Source organism: Ruegeria sp. CF4, assembly GCF_056537345.1.
The window spans coordinates 458,182-476,501 of record NZ_JBQFRJ010000001.1; the positions used below are offsets into that span (position 1 = coordinate 458,182).

The 18,320-nt window shown below is 60.1% G+C and carries 21 protein-coding genes; 18 read left to right on the forward strand and 3 right to left on the reverse strand.

The genetic code is table 11. From position 1 onward, the window contains the following. The first annotated feature begins 58 nt into the window (after positions 1-58). Positions 59-631: a YceI family protein gene (locus ACR0NF_RS02240; protein ID WP_480469450.1), complete on the forward strand. Its 573-nt coding sequence runs from the start codon at positions 59-61 to the stop codon at positions 629-631. A 61-nt stretch (positions 632-692) separates the two neighbouring features. Here ACR0NF_RS02240 and ACR0NF_RS02245 read toward each other — a convergent pair whose 3' ends face one another. Then, positions 693-1,919 carry a cytochrome b/b6 domain-containing protein gene (locus ACR0NF_RS02245; protein WP_480777698.1) on the reverse strand — a complete coding sequence of 409 codons (1,227 nt, stop codon included), beginning with the start codon at positions 1,917-1,919 and terminating at the stop codon, positions 693-695. 173 nt (positions 1,920-2,092) lie between these two features. Here ACR0NF_RS02245 and fabD point away from each other — a divergent pair, with 173 nt between their 5' ends. The 9 genes from fabD (at position 2,093) to ACR0NF_RS02290 (ending at position 9,766) form a co-directional block, all read left to right on the forward strand. Next, complete coding sequence (gene fabD, locus ACR0NF_RS02250) at positions 2,093-3,031, forward strand: ACP S-malonyltransferase (RefSeq protein WP_480469452.1); 939 nt, start codon at positions 2,093-2,095, stop codon at positions 3,029-3,031. Positions 3,032-3,075: 44 nt separating this feature from the next. Next, on the forward strand, positions 3,076-3,813 hold the full coding sequence (gene fabG, locus ACR0NF_RS02255) for a 3-oxoacyl-[acyl-carrier-protein] reductase (protein ID WP_480469453.1): 738 nt from the start codon (positions 3,076-3,078) through the stop codon (positions 3,811-3,813). A 210-nt stretch (positions 3,814-4,023) separates the two neighbouring features. Continuing rightward, a complete protein-coding gene (locus ACR0NF_RS02260) occupies positions 4,024-4,257 on the forward strand; it encodes an acyl carrier protein (protein WP_008756330.1) in 234 nt (77 codons plus the stop codon). Between the two features lie 141 nt (positions 4,258-4,398). Continuing rightward, positions 4,399-4,938, forward strand: a complete 540-nt coding sequence (locus ACR0NF_RS02265) for a GNAT family N-acetyltransferase (protein ID WP_480469454.1) — start codon at positions 4,399-4,401, stop codon at positions 4,936-4,938. Positions 4,939-5,061: 123 nt separating this feature from the next. Next, the gene (locus ACR0NF_RS02270) at positions 5,062-5,805 is read left to right on the forward strand and encodes a 1-(5-phosphoribosyl)-5-[(5-phosphoribosylamino)methylideneamino]imidazole-4-carboxamide isomerase (RefSeq protein ID WP_480469455.1); all 744 of its coding nucleotides are present in this window, start codon (positions 5,062-5,064) and stop codon (positions 5,803-5,805) included. Positions 5,806-6,014: 209 nt separating this feature from the next. Next, entirely contained in the window at positions 6,015-7,280 is a 1,266-nt protein-coding gene (gene fabF, locus ACR0NF_RS02275) for a beta-ketoacyl-ACP synthase II (RefSeq protein WP_480777699.1), read from the forward strand. Next, on the forward strand, positions 7,281-8,438 hold the full coding sequence (gene mltG / locus ACR0NF_RS02280; RefSeq protein ID WP_480469457.1) for an endolytic transglycosylase MltG: 1,158 nt from the start codon (positions 7,281-7,283) through the stop codon (positions 8,436-8,438). A gap of 125 nt (positions 8,439-8,563) precedes the next feature. Continuing rightward, positions 8,564-8,908: a copper resistance CopC family protein gene (locus tag ACR0NF_RS02285; protein ID WP_480657337.1), complete on the forward strand. Its 345-nt coding sequence runs from the start codon at positions 8,564-8,566 to the stop codon at positions 8,906-8,908. A 3-nt stretch (positions 8,909-8,911) separates the two neighbouring features. Further along, complete coding sequence (locus ACR0NF_RS02290; protein WP_480777700.1) at positions 8,912-9,766, forward strand: copper resistance D family protein; 855 nt, start codon at positions 8,912-8,914, stop codon at positions 9,764-9,766. Positions 9,767-9,799: 33 nt separating this feature from the next. On the opposite strand, the gene ACR0NF_RS02295 is transcribed toward ACR0NF_RS02290, so the two are convergent. Further along, positions 9,800-11,059, reverse strand: a complete 1,260-nt coding sequence (locus ACR0NF_RS02295) for a DEAD/DEAH box helicase (RefSeq protein WP_480469460.1) — start codon at positions 11,057-11,059, stop codon at positions 9,800-9,802. A gap of 298 nt (positions 11,060-11,357) precedes the next feature. After that, positions 11,358-11,894: a winged helix-turn-helix transcriptional regulator gene (locus ACR0NF_RS02300; protein WP_480657340.1), complete on the reverse strand. Its 537-nt coding sequence runs from the start codon at positions 11,892-11,894 to the stop codon at positions 11,358-11,360. Positions 11,895-11,933: 39 nt separating this feature from the next. Here ACR0NF_RS02300 and ACR0NF_RS02305 point away from each other — a divergent pair, with 39 nt between their 5' ends. The 8 genes from ACR0NF_RS02305 to ACR0NF_RS02340 all read left to right on the forward strand — a co-directional run bounded on the left by ACR0NF_RS02305 (position 11,934) and on the right by ACR0NF_RS02340 (position 18,297). Then, the gene (locus ACR0NF_RS02305; RefSeq protein WP_480469462.1) at positions 11,934-12,314 is read left to right on the forward strand and encodes a VOC family protein; all 381 of its coding nucleotides are present in this window, start codon (positions 11,934-11,936) and stop codon (positions 12,312-12,314) included. 174 nt (positions 12,315-12,488) lie between these two features. Next, the gene (locus ACR0NF_RS02310; RefSeq protein ID WP_480469463.1) at positions 12,489-12,833 is read left to right on the forward strand and encodes a hypothetical protein; all 345 of its coding nucleotides are present in this window, start codon (positions 12,489-12,491) and stop codon (positions 12,831-12,833) included. After that, a complete protein-coding gene (locus ACR0NF_RS02315) occupies positions 12,742-14,112 on the forward strand; it encodes a DNA-packaging protein (protein WP_480777701.1) in 1,371 nt (456 codons plus the stop codon). Before ACR0NF_RS02310 ends, ACR0NF_RS02315 begins: the two co-directional genes overlap by 92 nt. Positions 14,113-14,220: 108 nt before the next feature. Then, entirely contained in the window at positions 14,221-15,024 is an 804-nt protein-coding gene (locus tag ACR0NF_RS02320; RefSeq protein WP_480469465.1) for a class I SAM-dependent methyltransferase, read from the forward strand. 120 nt (positions 15,025-15,144) lie between these two features. Next, a complete protein-coding gene (locus ACR0NF_RS02325; RefSeq protein WP_480777702.1) occupies positions 15,145-16,305 on the forward strand; it encodes a phage portal protein in 1,161 nt (386 codons plus the stop codon). Then, positions 16,298-16,516 (forward strand): GTA head formation protein, RCAP_rcc01685 family, encoded by a 219-nt coding sequence (locus ACR0NF_RS02330; RefSeq protein WP_010442100.1) that lies wholly within the window; start codon positions 16,298-16,300, stop codon positions 16,514-16,516. Before ACR0NF_RS02325 ends, ACR0NF_RS02330 begins: the two co-directional genes overlap by 8 nt. Before the next feature lie 26 nt (positions 16,517-16,542). Then, on the forward strand, positions 16,543-17,088 hold the full coding sequence (locus ACR0NF_RS02335; RefSeq protein ID WP_480777703.1) for an HK97 family phage prohead protease: 546 nt from the start codon (positions 16,543-16,545) through the stop codon (positions 17,086-17,088). Positions 17,089-17,118: 30 nt separating this feature from the next. Further along, positions 17,119-18,297 (forward strand): phage major capsid protein, encoded by a 1,179-nt coding sequence (locus tag ACR0NF_RS02340; protein WP_170646364.1) that lies wholly within the window; start codon positions 17,119-17,121, stop codon positions 18,295-18,297. The last annotated feature ends 23 nt before the right edge of the window (positions 18,298-18,320 follow it).

Genomic DNA, 18,320 nt, shown 5'->3' on the forward strand with positions numbered 1-18,320 from the left:
ACATTTTTGTTGGTGAGCAACCCACCCGGTTTGCAACACCACCACTGCGGAGATTGTTATGAAATCCACCCTTCTTGCTGCCGCTCTGGCCGTGTCGGCCACGACTGCTTTCGCCAGCGCCGAAAAATATGTTTTGGACCCCAGCCACAGCCAGGTCATCTTCAGCTATAATCACCTTGGTTTTTCAACCACCACGGGCATGTTCTCGGGCTTTGAGGGCGAGATCATGTTCGATCAGGAAGACCCCGCCGCGTCGAGCGTGACTGTGTCGATGCCGGTCATTGAAATGATCACCGGTTGGAAACCGCGCGAAGATCACTTCATGACCGAAGATTTCTTTGGCGCAGCCGAAGGTGATCTGGTGACCTTCACTTCAACCGGTATCGAGGTGACGGGCGAGAACACAGCCAACATCACTGGTGATCTGACCATGAACGGCGTCACCAAATCGGTCGTTCTGGATGCCAAGCTGAATCAGGTGGGTGAGCACCCGATGGCAGGCAAGCCATGGGCGGGATTTGACGCCACCACCACGCTGGTTCGCAGCGATTTTGATCTGGGCCAATTCGCACCGTTTGTTGGCGATGAGGTCGAAATACGTATCTCGGTTGAGGCTCAGAAGGCCGACTAACAAGCGTCTTCGATACGTAAGTCAGACCGCCGGAGGCACCCCCTCCGGCGGTTTTTTTGTTTCATTCAGCGCGTGTTGCGGTGAGTTCCGCACTGACCGTGACCGTGAAGCCCAGCGAGTCCTCGGTGGGTTGGGACGTGCCCACACCAAAGTCCAGCCGGTTCACGTCAACCGATCCGGACATGATGGCGCTGCCGTCTTCCATCTCGAGCGTAAATGGCAGCACGATATCCATTGACTGGCCTTTGATTGTCAGCGGTCCGCGCGCCTCGTAGCCGGTTTCGGTCTTAAACAGATCGGCTTTGAACTGCGCGGTAGGAAACTGGGCGTTGTCGAAGAAATCAGCAGCCATGGCCTGGTCGGTGACGGTTCCAAGGCTGAGCGAACCGATGGAAATGGTCACGTCTGCTGAACCGGCCAGCCCGGGTTCTTCTGGCTCGTCAAAGGCGATCGCAGCGGTCCAGTCAGAAAAGGTGCCGGTCACAGGGCTGTTCAGCTGAGAGATCGTGATAGACAGGGTGCCATCCTGAACCTGCCAATCCGATTGGACCTCGGTCAGTTCAGCTGTGTCGATTGCGGCGTCAGAGCTGTGCGAAAACACGCCGATGGACCAGCCTCCGGCAAGCACCGCAACCCATACCGCAAGCGCAGCAACTGCGGGTGCGGCCGAGTGATGTTGCGCGGGGGGCTCTGGGGCGTTCGCGTCGCCCGGCAGCATCCGCCGTAGCGTGCTGTCCTTGTCTACAACATGGTGCTTCAATGCCCCAAGAATGTGCAGGACCAATGATCCGCCCAATATCCAGACAAACAGCCAATGCAGGCTGGCAGTGAACTCGGCCAGAAGGGGCGATTTCGGAACCAAAGGCAGGTTCTGGCCAAAGGGCCACAGGATCGGGGCAAAGCCCTCTGCTGCGGCATGGTGGACCCAACCGCTCAGGGGGGCAAAGACAAGGGAGCCGTATAACAACCAATGGACCGTTTCTGCAGCAAAAGCCTCGGGCTTGTTATCGGCGTTGAGCAGCCCGGGCTTGGTCTGGGTCAGTGCCCAGAGGATTCGGGTCAGAGCGACGAAGAAAACGGTAACCCCAACGGTTTTATGCAGCGAAAACAGCCGAGCCGCCCGTGCTATGTCTTCTTCGGTGGTTGCGATATTGGGGTCGTAGATCGCATGCGCCAGTTCGTTGGCGAACCATCCCAGTGGCAGGGCGGTCAAGATCAGTAGGGCAGTCAGCCAATGAAACGCTTTTGTTACACCGCCATAGCTGGAATGCGTGTTCGTCAGGGGCATGAGGGGAGCTCTCTACTTTGCTTGTGTGCTGCTAGGGTAGTGGGATGATGTGCGGACACAAGGCAGAGAAATGCACATTAACGGTGTCCTGATGCAGAACGCAGGCAATGCTTGTGCCGCGCCGTCAGTCAGTTTACACCCCGCCGAAACCTGACGTCACGCAAGAGGCACCAATGACACGCGCGTTTGTTTTCCCGGGGCAGGGCGCCCAGACCATCGGAATGGGCAAGGCACTGGCCGAGGTCTATCCGGCTGCTCAGGCGGTTTTCGATGAGGTGGATGAAGCCCTGGGCGAAAAGCTGAGTGCTCTGATCTGGGAAGGCGATATCGCGGAGTTGACCTTGACGCAGAATGCGCAGCCGGCGCTGATGGCGACCTCGATGGCAGCAATGCGCGCGCTTGAGGCCGAGGGAGTTTCGATCTCGACAGCGTCTTACGTGGCAGGACACTCGCTGGGGGAATATTCGGCATTGGCTGCTGCCGGGGCCCTGTCGGTTGCAGACACCGCGCGCCTGTTGCGGACGCGCGGGCAGGCAATGCAAAGCGCCGTTCCGGTGGGCGAAGGTGCGATGGCTGCCATTCTTGGGCTGGACCTTGAGGCTGTGCGCGTCGTCGCCGACGAAGCCGCGCAGGGTGAGGTCTGTCAGGCCGCAAATGACAATGATCCGACTCAGGTGGTTGTGTCGGGGTCCAAGGCTGCTGTTGAGCGTGCCGCTGAGATCGCCAAGGAAAAAGGCGCCAAGCGTGCAATTATGTTGCCGGTAAGTGCACCATTTCACTGTGCACTGATGCAACCTGCTGCAGATGTTATGGCGGACGCTTTGGCTGCTGTTGAGATCAAGGCACCTGCTGTGCCCCTGATTGCGAATGTTCGGGCGGAGGCCGTGAGCGATCCGGATATGATCCGTCAGTTGCTGGTGGAACAGGTGACGGGTTCGGTCCGGTGGCGCGAGAGCGTGCAATACATGGTTGCGCAAGGCGTTTCTGAGGCATGGGAGATCGGCGCGGGCAAAGCGCTGTCGGGCATGATCCGCAAGATCGACCGGTCGCTAGCCTGCACAGCGGTCGGGTCGCCCGAGGATGTACAAAAGGCCGTTAATCCCGGCGCATGAACTGAGAATAGTCGCCGGTCTCGGCGGCCAGAGAGGGACAATAGATGTTTGATTTGACAGGTAAGAATGCGCTGATCACGGGCGCTTCGGGTGGCATTGGCGGCGATATTGCCCGCGCGCTGTATGACGCGGGTGCCTCCGTTGGCCTATCGGGGACACGGGTTGAACCGCTGCAGGCGCTGGCCGAAAGCCTGGGAGACCGCGCGCATGTTCTGCCCTGTAACCTGAGTGACCCTGAGGCGGTCGAGGCGCTGCCTAAGCAAGCGGCCGAGGTGATGGGCTCGGTTGATATTCTGGTCAACAACGCAGGCATCACACGGGACAACCTGTTCATGCGCATGTCGGACGAGGAATGGCAGAGCGTGATCGATGTAAACATGACCGCGACGATGAAGCTATGCAAAGGCGTGATCCGTGGCATGATGAAGGCGCGCTGGGGCCGGATCGTAAATGTCTCGTCTGTTGTGGCCGCGATCGGTAATCCGGGTCAGGCGAACTATGCTGCGTCCAAGGCCGGGATGATCGGCTTTTCCAAGGCGCTGGCGCATGAGGTTGCGACCCGTGGTATCACCGTGAACGCGGTTGCGCCGGGCTTCATCACCACGGCGATGACTGAAAAGCTGACCGATGAGCAAAAGAAGGGTCTGCTGCTCAAGGTTCCGGCGGGCCGGATGGGTGATCCGCAGGAAATCGCGGCTGCCGTTCTGTACCTTGCAAGCCCCGAAGCGGGTTATGTGACCGGAAGTACCTTGCATGTGAATGGCGGCATGGCCATGTTGTAATCGCAATTCGGGGCGGATGCGAAAGCGTTTGCCTTGCGCGTTGTCTGTGTTATAGGCGGCGCGTATGCGCAGGGACCGGTCGGAAGGCCGGTTCTCTGATTTCCCGGGGACCCGGGACCCAAACCGCCCGGAACGGGCAAAACAAGTCCATCCCGAACGGGCAAGGGCAGAACCGGGCGGACCGCCCTGAAATTGAAATGAGGAATAGACATGAGCGACGTCGCAGATCGCGTTAAGAAGATCGTTGTTGAGCACCTGGGTGTTGAAGAGGACAAGGTTGCTGAAAACGCCTCGTTCATCGACGATCTGGGCGCAGACAGCCTGGACACCGTTGAGCTGGTAATGGCGTTCGAAGAAGAGTTCGGCATCGAGATTCCGGACGACGCAGCCGAGACCATCCAGACCTTTGGCGACGCGGTCAAATTCATCAGCGAAGCTTCCTAAGCTTACCCGTCTGATCCAAAAGCGGCGCTTCCGGGCAACGGAGGCGCCGTTTTTTTATGCCTTGCCACAATTCACACTTGCCTTGAGAGGCGTGCGCTCGTCACTCTGAAGCCTGAGGCACAATTCCGAGCGGGCAAGGGCATGATAAGATCCACCCCGATGATCAATACGGCGCGTCTGACTTTATGTGCGATGCGCCCTGAGGATTTTAAGAGATTCGCTGAAATCTGGCGTGACCCCGAGGTCGTGCGCCATATCAGTGGCACTCCGCTGACGCGAGGTGAAGCGTGGGACAAGTTTCTGCGCAACGCCGGGCACTGGCACATGACCGGTTTCGGTCAATGGGGCGTGGTTCTGCAATCGAATCGAACATTGATCGGCCAAGCCGGGTTCTTTTATGGAAACCGTTCTCTGGGCGAGGATTTCGATGGTTTCCCCGAAGCCGGATGGGTTCTGGCCACCGAGATGCAGGGGCAAGGGTATGGGCAAGAGGCCGCGCAGGCAGCTCATGACTGGTTCGACCGGGTCATTCCCGGCCCGTTGGTCGCGCTGATCGATGCCGACCATGTGGCATCACAAAGGTTGGCTGAAAAGCTGGGGTACAAGCTTCTGCGCGAAACCGAGTACAAGGATACGCCGGTCCATCTGTTTCGCCGTGACGGACCTCCCGCACGGGTGTGAAACGCATCCGGTATGACGATGCCGCAAAATGGACGAACTGTGCCGATCTTGGTGAATTCTGCGCCAGATTGAGACTCTATGCTATCGTGGAAACCCGGAGTGATTCAGCGGAGGATATGGATCATGATGATTTACCCCACGATGGAGCTTCAGAACGGTCGATGCGTCACGTTGGACAAAGGCCGTATCGAAGACGCGATGATCTGGCATGTGGACCCGGTTGAGACCGCGCGCGGCTGGACTGCCGCGGGCGCCGAATGGATGCACCTGACGGATTTCGATGCGATCGAAGGCCGTGATACCAACGCAGAACTGGTGGAAGAGATCATTCGCTCGGCTGAGGTTCCGGTGCAACTGGCTGGTGGCATGCGGACCCGTGAGCATGTGGAACATTGGATCAACAAAGGTGCGGGGCGAATCGTGATCGGCACGCTGGCGGCTTGGGATCCCCAGCTGGTGAAAGAACTCGCCAAGCTCTATCCTGACCAGATCGTATTGGCCGTTGATGTATGGCAGGGTCAGGTGATGACCGAAGGCTGGCGCAGCCAAAGCGCCTTTACGCCAGACGCCTTCATCCAAGCCTTCGCAGATACGCCATTCGCCGCCATTCTGGTCACAGATATCGACAGTGACATGGAAGATGTCGAAGCGCAGTTGGGCCTGATCTCGGGTCTGGCCGAGAAATCGCGCACGCCGATCATTGCCAGCGGGGTGGTACGGACATCCGATGATATATCGCGCTTGGCTTATATCCCGAATATCTCGGGCGCGATTGTTGGACGCGCGCTGTTCCGCAAGACAGTCGATCTGGGCGAGGCGCTGGAAGTGGCGAAGTTGGCCCACGAGCCGATTGCTGAGTTCCAATAAACCTCTGGTATGAGGCGAAGATCCGCCCTGACTGATCGGCAGCCGGGGCGGGTTTTGGTATCCGGGTATACGTTTAAGCTGGTCGGCGGACCGCTCTCGGACATGCAAGACCTAGGTTGCTAGGTCAGAATCCGCCGTTGCTCTTGCCCCCGGACCCCGGGCCGGGGTATGAGCGGTTCTCATAACAGGAAGCAGGCAAGAGGCATTTCATGCGCAGAGTCGTTGTAACCGGTCTGGGATTGGTCACTCCTTTGGCCAGCGGGGTCGAGGAAACCTGGTCGCGTCTGCTGGACGGTGAGTCCGGCGCAGGCCCCATCACGCTGTTTGATGCCGAAGGCAGCGGGGTCACCACGACCTATGCCTGCGAAGTTCCGCGTGGCGATGGCACCACCGGGACGTTCAATCCCGATGACTGGATGCCGCCGAAAGAGCAGCGCAAGATTGAGGATTTCATCCTCTATTCCATCGCTGCGGCCGAGATGGCCTGCAAGGATGCGGGCTGGCTGCCTGATGATGAAGAAGACCGTCTGCGCACCGGTGTGCTGATTGGCTCGGGCATTGGCGGGTTGGGATCAATTGCCCAAACTGCGAACCTGATCCGGGACAAGGGTCCACGCAGGGTGTCGCCGTTCTTTATTCCGGGTGCGCTGATCAATCTGGCCTCAGGGCAGGTATCTATCCGGTTTGGCTTCAAAGGCCCCAACCACTCGGTTGTGACCGCGTGTTCGACCGGTGCCCACGCGATTGGCGACGCCAGCCGCATTATCCGTGCGGGTGATGCGGATGTCATGATCGCAGGTGGCGGTGAAGGCTGTATCTGCGAAATCGGCATCGCGGGCTTCAACGCTTGCAAGGCTCTGTCCACCAAGTATGCCGATGACCCGAAGAAGGCGAGCCGCCCTTATGACATCGACCGCGACGGCTTTGTCATGGGTGAGGGCGCTGGCATTGTGGTGCTTGAGGATTATGAACACGCCAAAGCGCGTGGCGCGAAGATCTATGCCGAGGTGCTGGGCTATGGCATGTCAGGTGACGCCTATCACATCACCGCGCCTTCCGAGGATGGTGACGGGGCCGAGCGTTCGATGAGAGCCGCTCTGCGCAGCGCTGGGCTGGAGCCGAAAGATCTGGACTATATCAATGCGCATGGCACATCGACCATGGCTGATACCATTGAACTGGGCGCGGTCGAGCGTTTGCTGGGTGATCATGCCAGCAACGCGACCATGACCTCGACCAAGTCTGCAACGGGTCACCTGTTGGGTGCGGCGGGCGCGATTGAGGCGATCTTTTCGATCCTCGCGATCCGGGATCAGGTCGCCCCTCCGACGATCAACCTGGACAACCCCGCGGTCGAGACGCCGATCGATCTGGCCCCGAATGCAAAGCGCGAGCGTGAGATCAACGTGGCCCTGTCGAACTCGTTCGGATTTGGCGGAACCAATGCAAGCGTGATCTTCGGAAAGGCCAGTTAAATGTGGCGGGCGTTGGCGTCGAACGCACTGACCGTTCTGATCGTTTGCTTGTTCCTGTTGGGCGGCGTCGTGCTGTGGGGTCAATCGCAATACACGTCAGATGGCCCGCTGGAAACTGCGATCTGCCTGCAAGTCAGACCGGGTTCGAACATGACCCGCGTCAGTCAGGAACTGGAAGATCAGGGTGCGATCAGCAGCGGGCTGATCTTTCGCCTTGCCGCTGATTATGCTGATAAATCTCAGCAACTGAAAGCTGGTAGCTTTCTGGTGCGCGAAGGGTCGTCGATGGAGCAGATCGTAGACGAGATCACGAGCAGCGGGGCCAGTACCTGTGGCACCGAGATCGAATATCGTATCGGTGTAACCCGGATGCAGACCCGTGTGCGCGAGTTGAATCCGGCGACGCTGAATTTTGATGAGGTCGCTTCGTTTGTGATCGGCGAAGAGGAAGCGCCTGAAATCTATGCGGAAAAACGCGGTGAAGCGGATACGCGTTACCGTGTTTCTCTGGCTGAAGGGGTCACCAGCTGGCAGGTTGTCGAGTCGCTTAAAGCGATGGATCTGCTGACTGGTGAGGTGGCTGAACTGCCCGCCGAAGGAATGCTTGCCCCTGATAGTTATGAGGTCAGGCCCGGTGAGGATCGGAATGTAATCCTGGCAGATATGCAGGAAAAACAGCAGCTTAGGATCAATGCGGCTTGGGAGGGGCGTCAGGACGGATTGCCTTTGAACAGTCCTGAGGAGATGTTGATTCTGGCTTCGATCATCGAAAAGGAAACTGGGCAGCCGGAAGAGCGCGGTCAGGTGGCGAGCGTTTTCGTCAACCGTCTGAACCAAGGTATGAGGCTGCAGACAGACCCGACAGTGATCTATGGTGTCACCAAAGGGCAAGGGACCTTGGGTCGGGGCTTGCGACGGAGTGAATTACGCCGTGTAACGCCCTGGAATACTTATGTAATCGAAGGATTACCGCCGACCCCGATTGCCAATCCGGGTCTTGCCAGCCTTGAGGCCGCGGTTGCACCGGACAATACGGATTTCATCTTCTTTGTTGCGGATGGGACCGGGGGGCATGCTTTTGCCAAAACGCTGGAAGAGCACAATCGAAACGTCGCCAAATGGCGCGAGATCGAAGCGGATCAGAATTCGGGGAATTGAGCCGCGTGGCCTAGAATGTCCGAGTTGTACGTCGCCGGAAACACGGATCTTCCGTTTTGTACAAACCGGAGGTCCGCAGTATCTCGCGGATCGTCGTGCGCAGTAACAGTTTGGAAAGATCTGCCATGATAAGAATTGCCCTGACAGTTTTTACCCTGCTCGTGACGGCGACGGTCGCGATGGCGCATTCGCCTGTGCAGCGAACCACTCCGGTGGATGGCGCGGTTATCGATCAGGTCCCGTCTGAGATATCGCTCGTCTTCGGGCGCAAGATTCGTCTGACGCGGGTGGATTGGCAGTTGAACGGGGATCAGATGGGTACAGTTGATCTGGGCGCGGCAGGTGAATTCACGACGGAAATCGTGCTGCCCTTCGATGCGGCAGGACCGGGCGCGTATCAGATCGAATGGCGTGGCTTGTCCGAGGATGGACATCCGCAAATGGGCAGCTTTAGCTTTACGGTCGAATGACGGGTGACTGACCCGATCAGCATAGCCTCGATCCTCGCAAAATGGGCGCTTTATGTCGGTGTGCTGGGCGCCGCCGGATCCGTGTTCTGCGCGGCGCTATTTCGGGTTGAGATACGGCAGAGCCTGATTGCCTCATTCGCGGGAATTGGGATGCTGTGCGCCGTCCTCTCTTTTGCATTGAAGGGCAGCGCTTTGACCGGCGATATGTCGGGGGTTGTCGATCCCGAGATGCTGGGCCTGCTATGGCAAACTCAGAGCGGCGTGGCTCTGAGATGGCAGTTGATCGGGCTGGCGTTGATGCTTGTTGGCCTGTTTAGGCTGCGCTTTGCCCGGGTTCTGCAGATATTTGGCGGGGTGCTTGCCCTTTGCGGTCTTGCAGCTATCGGTCATGTGCATGACCGGGAGGTTCCCGTTATGCTTTACAGCCTTGTCCTGCATCTGATCTGTGCGGCGACGTGGATCGGAATATTGATCCCCTTGCATCGGTTGGCCTCTGATCCGGAGCAGGCAGAGGCTGCCGCGTGGCTTGGAGAGCGATTTGGTCAGGTCGCGATGGTGTTTGTGCCGCTGCTGCTGGTTGCGGGGGGGTATATGGCCTATGGGCTGACGGGTTCGGTCACGGCGATGCTGACCTCGGGCTATGGGCAGGTGTTGTTGGCGAAAGTGGCGCTTGTTGCTGCGTTGCTGGCGTTGGCGGCGCTGAACAAGCTGCGCTTTGTGCCCGGTTTGCGCGCAGGGAACTCCTTGGCGGCATCTGGTTTGGTCCGCACGATCAAGGCCGAAGCAGGGCTGATGGCCGTGATCCTGCTGGTGACCGCGATCCTGACAACAAGTGTGACGCCGCCAAGCCTGCATTGACCAGAGGGGCGGGAACCCCTCTGACCCTGTGCATCACGCCGCCTTGGGGCGACGCGGACGGCGGCGTTTTTGGCCAGCGGGTTTCGGCCCGCTGTTGTTCTGCGGTTTCGGACCCCGGCGGCGATTATTCTGTCGACGGGCAGGTTTGGCGGGAGTGATCGCCTCGGGCATCTCACCACTGGCCACCGGAATTTCGATCTTCATCAGCTTTTGAATCTGACGCAGCAGATCAACCTCTTCGGCTGAGCAGAAGGCAATGGCTTCGCCCTCGCGCCCCGCGCGGGCGGTGCGGCCGATGCGGTGGACATAGTTGTCGGGCACTTCGGGCAGGTCGTAGTTGATCACATAAGCCACGCCGGGAATATCGATGCCGCGTGCAGCGACATCAGTGGCGACAAGCACATTGACCTCACCCGCGCGGAAGGCCTTGATCGCGCGGTCGCGCTGGCCCTGGCTTTTGTTGCCGTGGATCGAGGCCGCGTTGTAGCCATCGGCGACGAGGCCTTTCATCAGCTTTTCAGCCCCGTGTTTGGTGCGGGAAAAGACCAGCGTCAGCGCGTCCATATCCGCCGACAGGATCTCGCGCAGCTTGGCGGGTTTTGCCGGCTTTTCAACGAAATGGATCGACTGGGTGATCTTGTCCGCCGCTTTGCCGGGGGGCGAGACCTGCACCCGTTGCGGGTTGGTCAGGTAGGCCCGGCTGAGCTCTTCCATCTGCTTCGGCATGGTGGCCGAGAACAGCATGGTCTGGCGCGGCGTGCCCAGTTCCGGCGCGATGCGGCGCAGGGCGTGAATGAAGCCCATGTCGAGCATCTGATCGGCCTCATCCAGCACCAGATGGCGGACCGAACTGAGGTCGACGGCCTTGCGCTCCATCAGGTCAATCAGACGGCCGGGCGTGGCCACGAGGATATCGGTGCCGCGCGACAGGAACATGATCTGCTTGTTGATTGACTGGCCGCCGACCACGGTGGCGACGCGCAGTTTGGTCTTTTTGGTGAGGTTGCGCAGGCTGTCGGCGATCTGGTTCACCAGCTCGCGGGTCGGCGCAAGGATCAGGGCCTTGGCGGTTTTGGGATCGGGCTTGCCGGGCTGCGCCAGCAAGTGGTCAATCAGCGGCAGGCCGAAGGCCAGCGTTTTGCCGGTGCCGGTCTGAGCGAGGCCGAGGATATCGTGGCCGTTCAGCGCCAGCGGAATCGCCTGATTCTGGATCGGCGTGGGTTGGGTGAAATTGGCGCGTTGCAACGCGTCGTTCAGGGCGGGCGCGAGGCCCAGCATGTCGAAGTCGAACAAAGAACTATCCTTTTTCGCCCATGGCTTTGGCGCATGGGCAAGTCGCAATGGGCCGCATCCGCGACCGGCAGGGGTTGTGCGAGACCTCGGGACAGGCAGGCGGTTCCTGCGATGTCCGGTCGTCGCGTCAAGAACCCTGCGTGATGGGGAACTATGGGTGGATCGGGCGCTGTGGGGGCTCTGGATGGCCCGAATGCTCACGCTTCAGCGCTGTTTGAAGGGCACATGCGGGTTGGGCGCGAGAATGTCAAGCTGTCGGGTCGGGTTTTCCGCGTGCTTTCTGAGAGTGTTGCAGCGTTTACTGGGCCAGTCCGACCGCCTGATGGATCGCAAATCCTGTTTTGACCGCGCAATAGGTCGGGAACGGCATCCGTCCCGAGGTCTCGATATCGCGCCTTATCCAGTCGTGATCTTCCAGCTGATGCAGGGATGACGAGAGGGCGCGGTCGGTGATGGGGGTCAGGTCAGACTTGATCGCCGAAAAGCGATGCGGGGTGCCGGTCAGGGCCAGGATGGGTACGGTCCATGACTTACGAAGAAGCTTGTGCGCACTGGTGTCCGGGGCGATCTGAATGATCGCGCTGGCGATCCCGGCGGCCTGGATCCCGGCTGGGGTCAGGCGAAATTCTGGGCGCAGAGGGTGACCGTGGCCGGGGTTTCGCTCGATCAGGCCAAGCTGGGCAAGGTGATCGAGACTTGCCGCAAAGGCTGTTCGGCTGGCGCTGGTTGCGGCGAGCAAAGGGGCCTGACGACCGGGAACACCCGAATGCATCAGGGCCAGGATGTTCAGCGACCATGCGCGCGCGGTCAGCTTGACAAGTAAATTAATGTCCATAAAGTATAGTAACTATATTTTCAGACAAGGGAAAGACCGATGCCGCTCGTTTCATTGAAAAACACGATCACATTTGCGATTTCGGTCCGGGATCGCCACACCAGCGCGGATTGGTATCGCGATATGCTCGGGTTCGAACTGATCCACCATATCGATGAAGCCGGGTGGAGCGAGATGCGCACCAATGTGGAAGGCGTGACATTGGGTCTGGGAGAACAGGCAGAGCCGTCGCCGGGCAATTGCGTCCCGGTCTATGAGGTTGGTGATATTGCCACGGCGCGGGACGCTTTGGAGACCGCAGGGGTGGCGTTTGATGGCCCGACGGAAACGATCGAAGGCATGGTCAGCACGGCCACATTCTATGATCCTGATCAGAATGCCATGATGCTGGCGCAGGATTTGACAGGCGGTTCATCTTAACGCTGCGTACGGTGCGTGTTGCACTGTTGTTGCGTAACTTATTGACTTTGCGCACTTAATCTCGTACTCCTTATGTCATGCTAGAAGAAGTGGGCAACGGCCCTGGGGCGACCCGGTGGCCGTTTTTCATTTCTCTCGTGCGGAGAAAACTCACGCATGAGGTCACAGGCAAACATGACTTTGATTACCCCGGAAGAGCGGATTTCCCAGACGGCTGAATTGTTGCAGTCGCTTGAGCGGTCCATTCGCGATCTGCGTCAGGCAGCGGAAGAACTGCGAAAACAGATCGGTGCCGGGGAGGATGCAGACCTTGCCGGAACAGGCAAGCAACTGGGTCAGCTAGAGGGGCTGATCCGAAGTTGCCAGAAAGTGGAGACAAGCTTTGTCGAACAACATCACAGACAAGCCGGAATTGCCCAAGGGGGCTATGCGCTCGACCTTGATCGGGCACGATCTGAGATCGGGTGCAGGCTGGCTCGCCTCCGCGCCTGCTGCGGTGCAGGACAGATTTCTGAGTGAGATCGGGGAGGGGGGGCTGTGTGCCCTCCCTTTCCTGTTCGAGTTCTGGGCCCTGCCGCATCAGTTGCCGCCCGAGGGCGACTGGCGGTCGTGGGTGATCATGGGCGGGCGCGGGGCTGGTAAGACGCGGGCCGGGGCTGAGTGGGTGCGGTCGATGGTCGAGGGGTCTTTGCCTTTGGACAAGGGCGAGGCGTATCGCGTGGCCTTGGTCGGTGAGACCTTTGATCAGGTGCGCGACGTGATGATCTTTGGCGATAGCGGGATCTTGCAGTGTTCGCCGCCGGATCGGCGGCCTGCGTGGAAAGCGTCCGAACGCAAGCTGGTCTGGCCCAACGGGGCCGAGGCGCAGGCGTTTTCGGCGCATGATCCTGAGGGGCTGCGTGGTCCTCAATTCGATGCGGCCTGGGTGGATGAGTTGGCCAAGTGGAAGAAGGCAGGTGAGACCTGGGATATGCTGCAATTTGCGTTGCGGTTGGGGGATCGGCCTCGGGTCTGTGTGACGACCACACCACGCAATGTGAAGGTTTTGAAGGACTTGCTGGCGTCGCCGTCCACCGTGCAGACCCACGCGCCGACCGAGGCGAACCGGGCCAATCTGGCGGACTCGTTCCTGGCCGAGGTACGCGCGCGCTACGCAGGCACGCGGCTGGGGCGGCAGGAGTTGGACGGGGTGCTGCTGTCGGATGCTGAGGGTGCGTTATGGACGGGCTCGATGCTGGAGGCGGCGCGCTGTGCGCAGGTGCCCGCGTTGGATCGGATCGTTGTGGCGCTGGACCCAGCGGTGACGGCGGGGGCGGATGCGGATGCCTGCGGGATCGTGGTTGTGGGTGCTCAGCTGCAGGGGCCGCCCGAGGCGTGGCAGGCCTATGTGCTGGCCGACCGGACGGTGCAGGGTGTTGGCCCGGCAGGCTGGGCGCAGGCGGCGATAGACGCGATGGACGAATTCGGAGCCGAACGGCTGGTGGCCGAGGTCAATCAGGGCGGGCAACTGGTGGAAGAGGTCGTGCGGCAAGTGGACCCTCTGGTCCCTTATCGGGCCGTGCGGGCCTCGCGCGGCAAGGTCGCGCGGGCCGAGCCTGTGGCGGCTTTGTACGAGCAAGGGCGGGTGGCGCATGTGGCCGGGCTGGACGCGCTGGAGGAGCAGTTGTGCCAGATGACCGCGAGGGGGTTCGAGGGTCAGGGCTCTCCCGACCGGGTCGACGCGCTGGTCTGGGCGCTGCATGAGTTGGTGGTGGGGCCTGCGGGGGTGTTTAGAAGGCCGAGGGTAAGGGCGTTGTAAAGCGATGGGCGCAAGGACGTATGAAATGGTCGTGTGCCTCGTCTCGAATCGCGAAAAAGTGTAAGCTCTGACGTGTCGGGGTTCTGAAAGCTGAGCCGGAGAGACGCCATGGAACCTGCTGTTTCACAAGACGAACTGGACGCTGGCCGCGGTTATGAGCAACTGTTCGTGCCAGCGCTGTTTGCATCTTGGCCCCCACATTTGGTGAAGTGCGCCGGAGTGAAAGCTGGCCAGCAGGTTTTGGACATTGCATGCGGTAGCGGTGTTCTGGCGCGGCACTTGCTGTCAGTGGTGGGCGATGGAGGCCGCGTAACTGGACTCGATCCAGCGCCGGGAATGATCGCGGCTGCGCGCGAGGTTGAGCCACGCATTGACTGGGTTTTGGCGGGTGCAGAGGATACTGGGTTGGAGAGCGGGACGTTTGATGCCGTGCTGTCCCAGTTCGGGATGATGTTCTTTCGGGACCGAGATGCGGCAGCGTGGGAAATGCATCGCGTCCTCAGGCGGGGCGGCGCGCTGGCCGTAGCGGTCTGGAACGATCTGGATCACAATCCGGCCTATCACGCCATTATCAAGCTCTTGGAGTCCGAGATCAGCACTGCGGCGGGGGATGCTCTGAGATTGCCTTATTCGCTTGGGAACCCTGCAGAGGTTGTTTCAGTCTATGAAACGGCTGGATTCCTGGACATCGAGGTGGTGAGCGACACTGAACCGGCGCGCTTTCCAAGTGCCCGGACGATGGTTGAGGCTGATTTGCGCGGCTGGCTTCCGCTTTTTGACATTCATCTGAGCGAAGAAAAAATCGCGAGTGTCTTAGCCTGTGCTGAGGATGCGTTAGCAGCGTTCCGTACTGCTGATGGTAAGGTCGTATTTCAGGCGTCAGCCTATATTGTGAGTGGCAGGAAGCCTTGAGCGGTTGGTGACGCGATCGCGTTGCCCACCCTCCGTACGCCCCATTCCCAAGGCTTAAACTTCTTTCCGTCATAACTCCTTTCAACAAGCCGGGCAGAGCGGCGGCAGAAAGGAGCACAGATGGTATTCGATTTCTTGCGTCGTGGATCGGCTGAGGCAGCGCCGGAGGTGAAGGCGAGCGCGGCGGGGCCTGTGGTGGCGTGGCAGACGGGCGGGCGCGTGGCGTGGAGCCCTCGGGACGCAGTATCGCTGACGCGCACGGGGTTTTCGGGGAACCCGGTGGGGTTCCGATCCGTCAAACTGATTGCCGAGGCGGCGGCTGCGTTGCCATTGGTGTTGCAGGATCAGGCGCAGCGGTTTGATACCCATCCAATCTTGTCCCTCATGCGCCGTCCGAATGCGGCACAGGGGCGGGCGGAATTGATGGAAGCCTTGTTTGGGCAGTTGCTGCTGTCGGGCAATGCATATGTTGAGGCGGTTCAGGCCGAGGAAGGGCTGCCGGTTGAGCTGCATGTCTTGCGCTCGGACCGGATGAGCGTGGTGCCGGGGGCGGATGGGTGGCCCAAGTCGTATGACTATGCCGTTGGCGGTAAGAAGCACCGGTTTGCGGCGGAAAACATCTGTCATATCAAATCGTTCCATCCGCAGGATGACCACTATGGGTTCTCGCCTATGCAGGCGGCGGCGATGGCGATTGATGTGCATAACAGCGCGTCGCGCTGGTCAAAATCACTGTTGGATAATGCGGCACGGCCTTCTGGCGCTTTGGTCTGGAAGGGCGATGGTCATGGGGTGATGGCCGAGGATCAGTTCCGGCGTCTTTCAGACGAGATCGAGCAGAACTATCGCGGGGCGCGCAATGCCGGGCGGCCGATGGTTCTGGAAGGGGGGTTGGATTGGAAGCCGATGGGGTTCTCTCCGTCCGACATGGAGTTTCAAAAGACCAAGGAAGCCGCCGCCCGCGAGATCGCGTTGGCCTTTGGGGTCCCGCCGATGTTGCTGGGGATACAAGGCGACGCGACCTATTCGAACTATCAGGAGGCCAACCGGGCGTTTTATCGCCTGACCGTGCTGCCCCTGGTGACGCGGGTGGCGGCGGCGGTGTCGGAGTGGCTGGCGGGCTTTACCGGCGAGGATCTGATGCTGAAGCCCGATCTGGATCAGGTGCCGGCGCTGTCGGCGGAACGGGATGCGCAATGGGCGCGGGTCAGCAACGCCGAATTCCTGACAGACGCCGAGAAACGCGCCTTGCTGGGGCTGCCGGAGCGTGCCGATGGGTGACGGGTATCCTCCGTTCGATTGCGCGCCGGGCCTGCGCTTGGCCGCGCATGAGCGGGTGGCGGAGATCCAGCATGCGCATCTCTGTCGGCGGCTGGATCAGATCGAGGAAATGATGGAGCGGCTGGAGAAGCGGTTGTGGCTGACAGTCTATGGCGTAGCGGCGGTGATTTTGGCGCAGGCGTTTCAGTCATTCCTTGTGGTAACGCCATAATGTCAGTGGGTTACATGGAGAAGTTTATGGATTTGGAACATAAATTCGCACAGTTCGGAGACAGCTTGTCGGTGACCGACGATGCGGTGATCGAAGGGTATGCCAGCCTGTTTGGGCAGGTCGATCAGGGCAGCGATGTGGTGCAGCGCGGGGCGTATAGGGGCTCGCTGGAGGGGCTGGCGAAGGCGGGTCAGCGGGTCAAGATGCTGTGGCAGCACGATCCGGCGCAGCCTATCGGCGTCTGGGATGAGGTGCGCGAGGACGACAAGGGCCTATGGGTCAAGGGGCGTCTGCTGGAGAGCACGCAAAAGGGCCGTGAGGCGGCCGAGTTGATCCGGGCGGGCGCTATGGATGGCCTGTCGATTGGTTATCGTACCAAGCGGGCTGTGAAGAATGACAAGGGCCAGCGGGTCCTGACCGAACTGGAGCTATGGGAGGTGTCGCTGGTGACTTTCCCGATGCTGCCCAGTGCGCGGGTGGCGGCGAAAGGCGTGGAGCCTGACGTTGAAAACACCTGGCGCAGTATTGCTGAGGTGTTCAACGACGCCCGGCAGGAGCTGGCGCGGATCTAGCGCCTCTAACCCCCCAATAAGGAAGTGCTGATGAGCAAGACCGAGACCCCGGCCTTGACCGGAGAGGGTGCGCCCCTGGTTCAGGAGGTGAAGCAGGCGATGGCTGGCTTCGTGAATGAATTCAAGGGCCTCAAGGCCGAAGTTAAAACCCAACTGCAACAGACAGAAGAGCGACTGACCATGCTGGATCGTAAATCAACCATCGCGGCACGCCCGCATCTTGCGGCCTCGATCGAGGACGGCGCACCGCATCAGAAGGCCTTTGACGCCTATGTGCGTTCGGGCGAGGATGACGGGCTGCGCGGGCTGGAGATTGAAGCCAAGTCGCTTTCGACGGCGGTCAACAGCGATGGTGGCTATCTGGTCGATCCGCAGACGGCTGAGATGATCAAGTCGGTGTTGAATTCGACCGCTTCGATCCGTTCGATTGCGTCGGTGGTGAATGTCGAGGCGAACTCGTTCGACGTGCTGATCGACCACACCGATGTGGGTGCGGGCTGGGCGGATGAAAACTCGGCCACGGCTGAGACCTCGACCCCATCGATTGATCGGATTTCGATCCCGCTGCACGAGCTGAGCGCGCTGCCCAAGGCGTCGCAGCGTCTGTTGGATGACAGTGCGTTTGATGTCGAAGGCTGGTTGGCCGGTCGCATCGCCGACAAGTTCGCACGGGCCGAGGCGGCGGCGTTCATCAATGGTGATGGTGTGGACAAGCCCAAGGGTATCCTGACCCACCGCACGATGGAAAACGGCAGCTGGGGCTGGGATAGCCTGGGTTATGTCGCGTCGGGCATTGATGGTGGCGTCGATGCGGATGCGATTGTGGACGTGGTCTATGCGCTGGGCGCGCAGTACCGGGTGAACGGCACTTTCGTGATGAACTCGAAAACCGCGGGTCTGATCCGCAAGCTGAAGGACAGCGATGGCCGCTTCCTTTGGTCGGATGGCCTAGCCGCTGGTGAGCCTGCGCGTCTGATGGGCTATCCGGTGCTGATTGCCGAGGACATGCCGGATGCGGCGACCGACAGCTATTCGATTGCCTTCGGTGACTTCCAGTCGGGCTACACCATAGCCGAACGTCCCGATCTGCGGGTGCTGCGCGATCCGTTCAGCGCCAAGCCGCATGTCCTGTTCTACGCGACCAAGCGCGTGGGCGGTGATGTGAGCGATTTTGCTGCAATCAAACTGCTGAAATTCGGCATCGCCTAAGCGGTGGCGGATCCGGGGGGCTG

Excerpts from the sequence above, each read along its gene's own strand:
- ACR0NF_RS02270 (WP_480469455.1), top strand. The coding sequence starts at position 5,062 with ATGATGATTTACCCCACGATGGAGCTTCAGAACGGTCGATGCGTCACG.
- fabF (WP_480777699.1), top strand. The coding sequence starts at position 6,015 with ATGCGCAGAGTCGTTGTAACCGGTCTGGGATTGGTCACTCCTTTGGCC.
- ACR0NF_RS02240 (WP_480469450.1), top strand. The coding sequence starts at position 59 with ATGAAATCCACCCTTCTTGCTGCCGCTCTGGCCGTGTCGGCCACGACT.
- ACR0NF_RS02245 (WP_480777698.1), bottom strand. The coding sequence starts at position 1,919 with ATGCCCCTGACGAACACGCATTCCAGCTATGGCGGTGTAACAAAAGCG.
- ACR0NF_RS02300 (WP_480657340.1), bottom strand. The coding sequence starts at position 11,894 with ATGGACATTAATTTACTTGTCAAGCTGACCGCGCGCGCATGGTCGCTG.
- ACR0NF_RS02310 (WP_480469463.1), top strand. The coding sequence starts at position 12,489 with ATGACTTTGATTACCCCGGAAGAGCGGATTTCCCAGACGGCTGAATTG.
- ACR0NF_RS02265 (WP_480469454.1), top strand. The coding sequence starts at position 4,399 with ATGATAAGATCCACCCCGATGATCAATACGGCGCGTCTGACTTTATGT.
- ACR0NF_RS02305 (WP_480469462.1), top strand. The coding sequence starts at position 11,934 with ATGCCGCTCGTTTCATTGAAAAACACGATCACATTTGCGATTTCGGTC.
- ACR0NF_RS02320 (WP_480469465.1), top strand. The coding sequence starts at position 14,221 with ATGGAACCTGCTGTTTCACAAGACGAACTGGACGCTGGCCGCGGTTAT.
- ACR0NF_RS02335 (WP_480777703.1), top strand. The coding sequence starts at position 16,543 with ATGGATTTGGAACATAAATTCGCACAGTTCGGAGACAGCTTGTCGGTG.
- ACR0NF_RS02325 (WP_480777702.1), top strand. The coding sequence starts at position 15,145 with ATGGTATTCGATTTCTTGCGTCGTGGATCGGCTGAGGCAGCGCCGGAG.
- ACR0NF_RS02260 (WP_008756330.1), top strand. The coding sequence starts at position 4,024 with ATGAGCGACGTCGCAGATCGCGTTAAGAAGATCGTTGTTGAGCACCTG.
- fabD (WP_480469452.1), top strand. The coding sequence starts at position 2,093 with ATGACACGCGCGTTTGTTTTCCCGGGGCAGGGCGCCCAGACCATCGGA.
- ACR0NF_RS02340 (WP_170646364.1), top strand. The coding sequence starts at position 17,119 with ATGAGCAAGACCGAGACCCCGGCCTTGACCGGAGAGGGTGCGCCCCTG.
- fabG (WP_480469453.1), top strand. The coding sequence starts at position 3,076 with ATGTTTGATTTGACAGGTAAGAATGCGCTGATCACGGGCGCTTCGGGT.
- ACR0NF_RS02315 (WP_480777701.1), top strand. The coding sequence starts at position 12,742 with ATGCGCTCGACCTTGATCGGGCACGATCTGAGATCGGGTGCAGGCTGG.
- ACR0NF_RS02285 (WP_480657337.1), top strand. The coding sequence starts at position 8,564 with ATGATAAGAATTGCCCTGACAGTTTTTACCCTGCTCGTGACGGCGACG.
- ACR0NF_RS02330 (WP_010442100.1), top strand. The coding sequence starts at position 16,298 with ATGGGTGACGGGTATCCTCCGTTCGATTGCGCGCCGGGCCTGCGCTTG.
- mltG (WP_480469457.1), top strand. The coding sequence starts at position 7,281 with ATGTGGCGGGCGTTGGCGTCGAACGCACTGACCGTTCTGATCGTTTGC.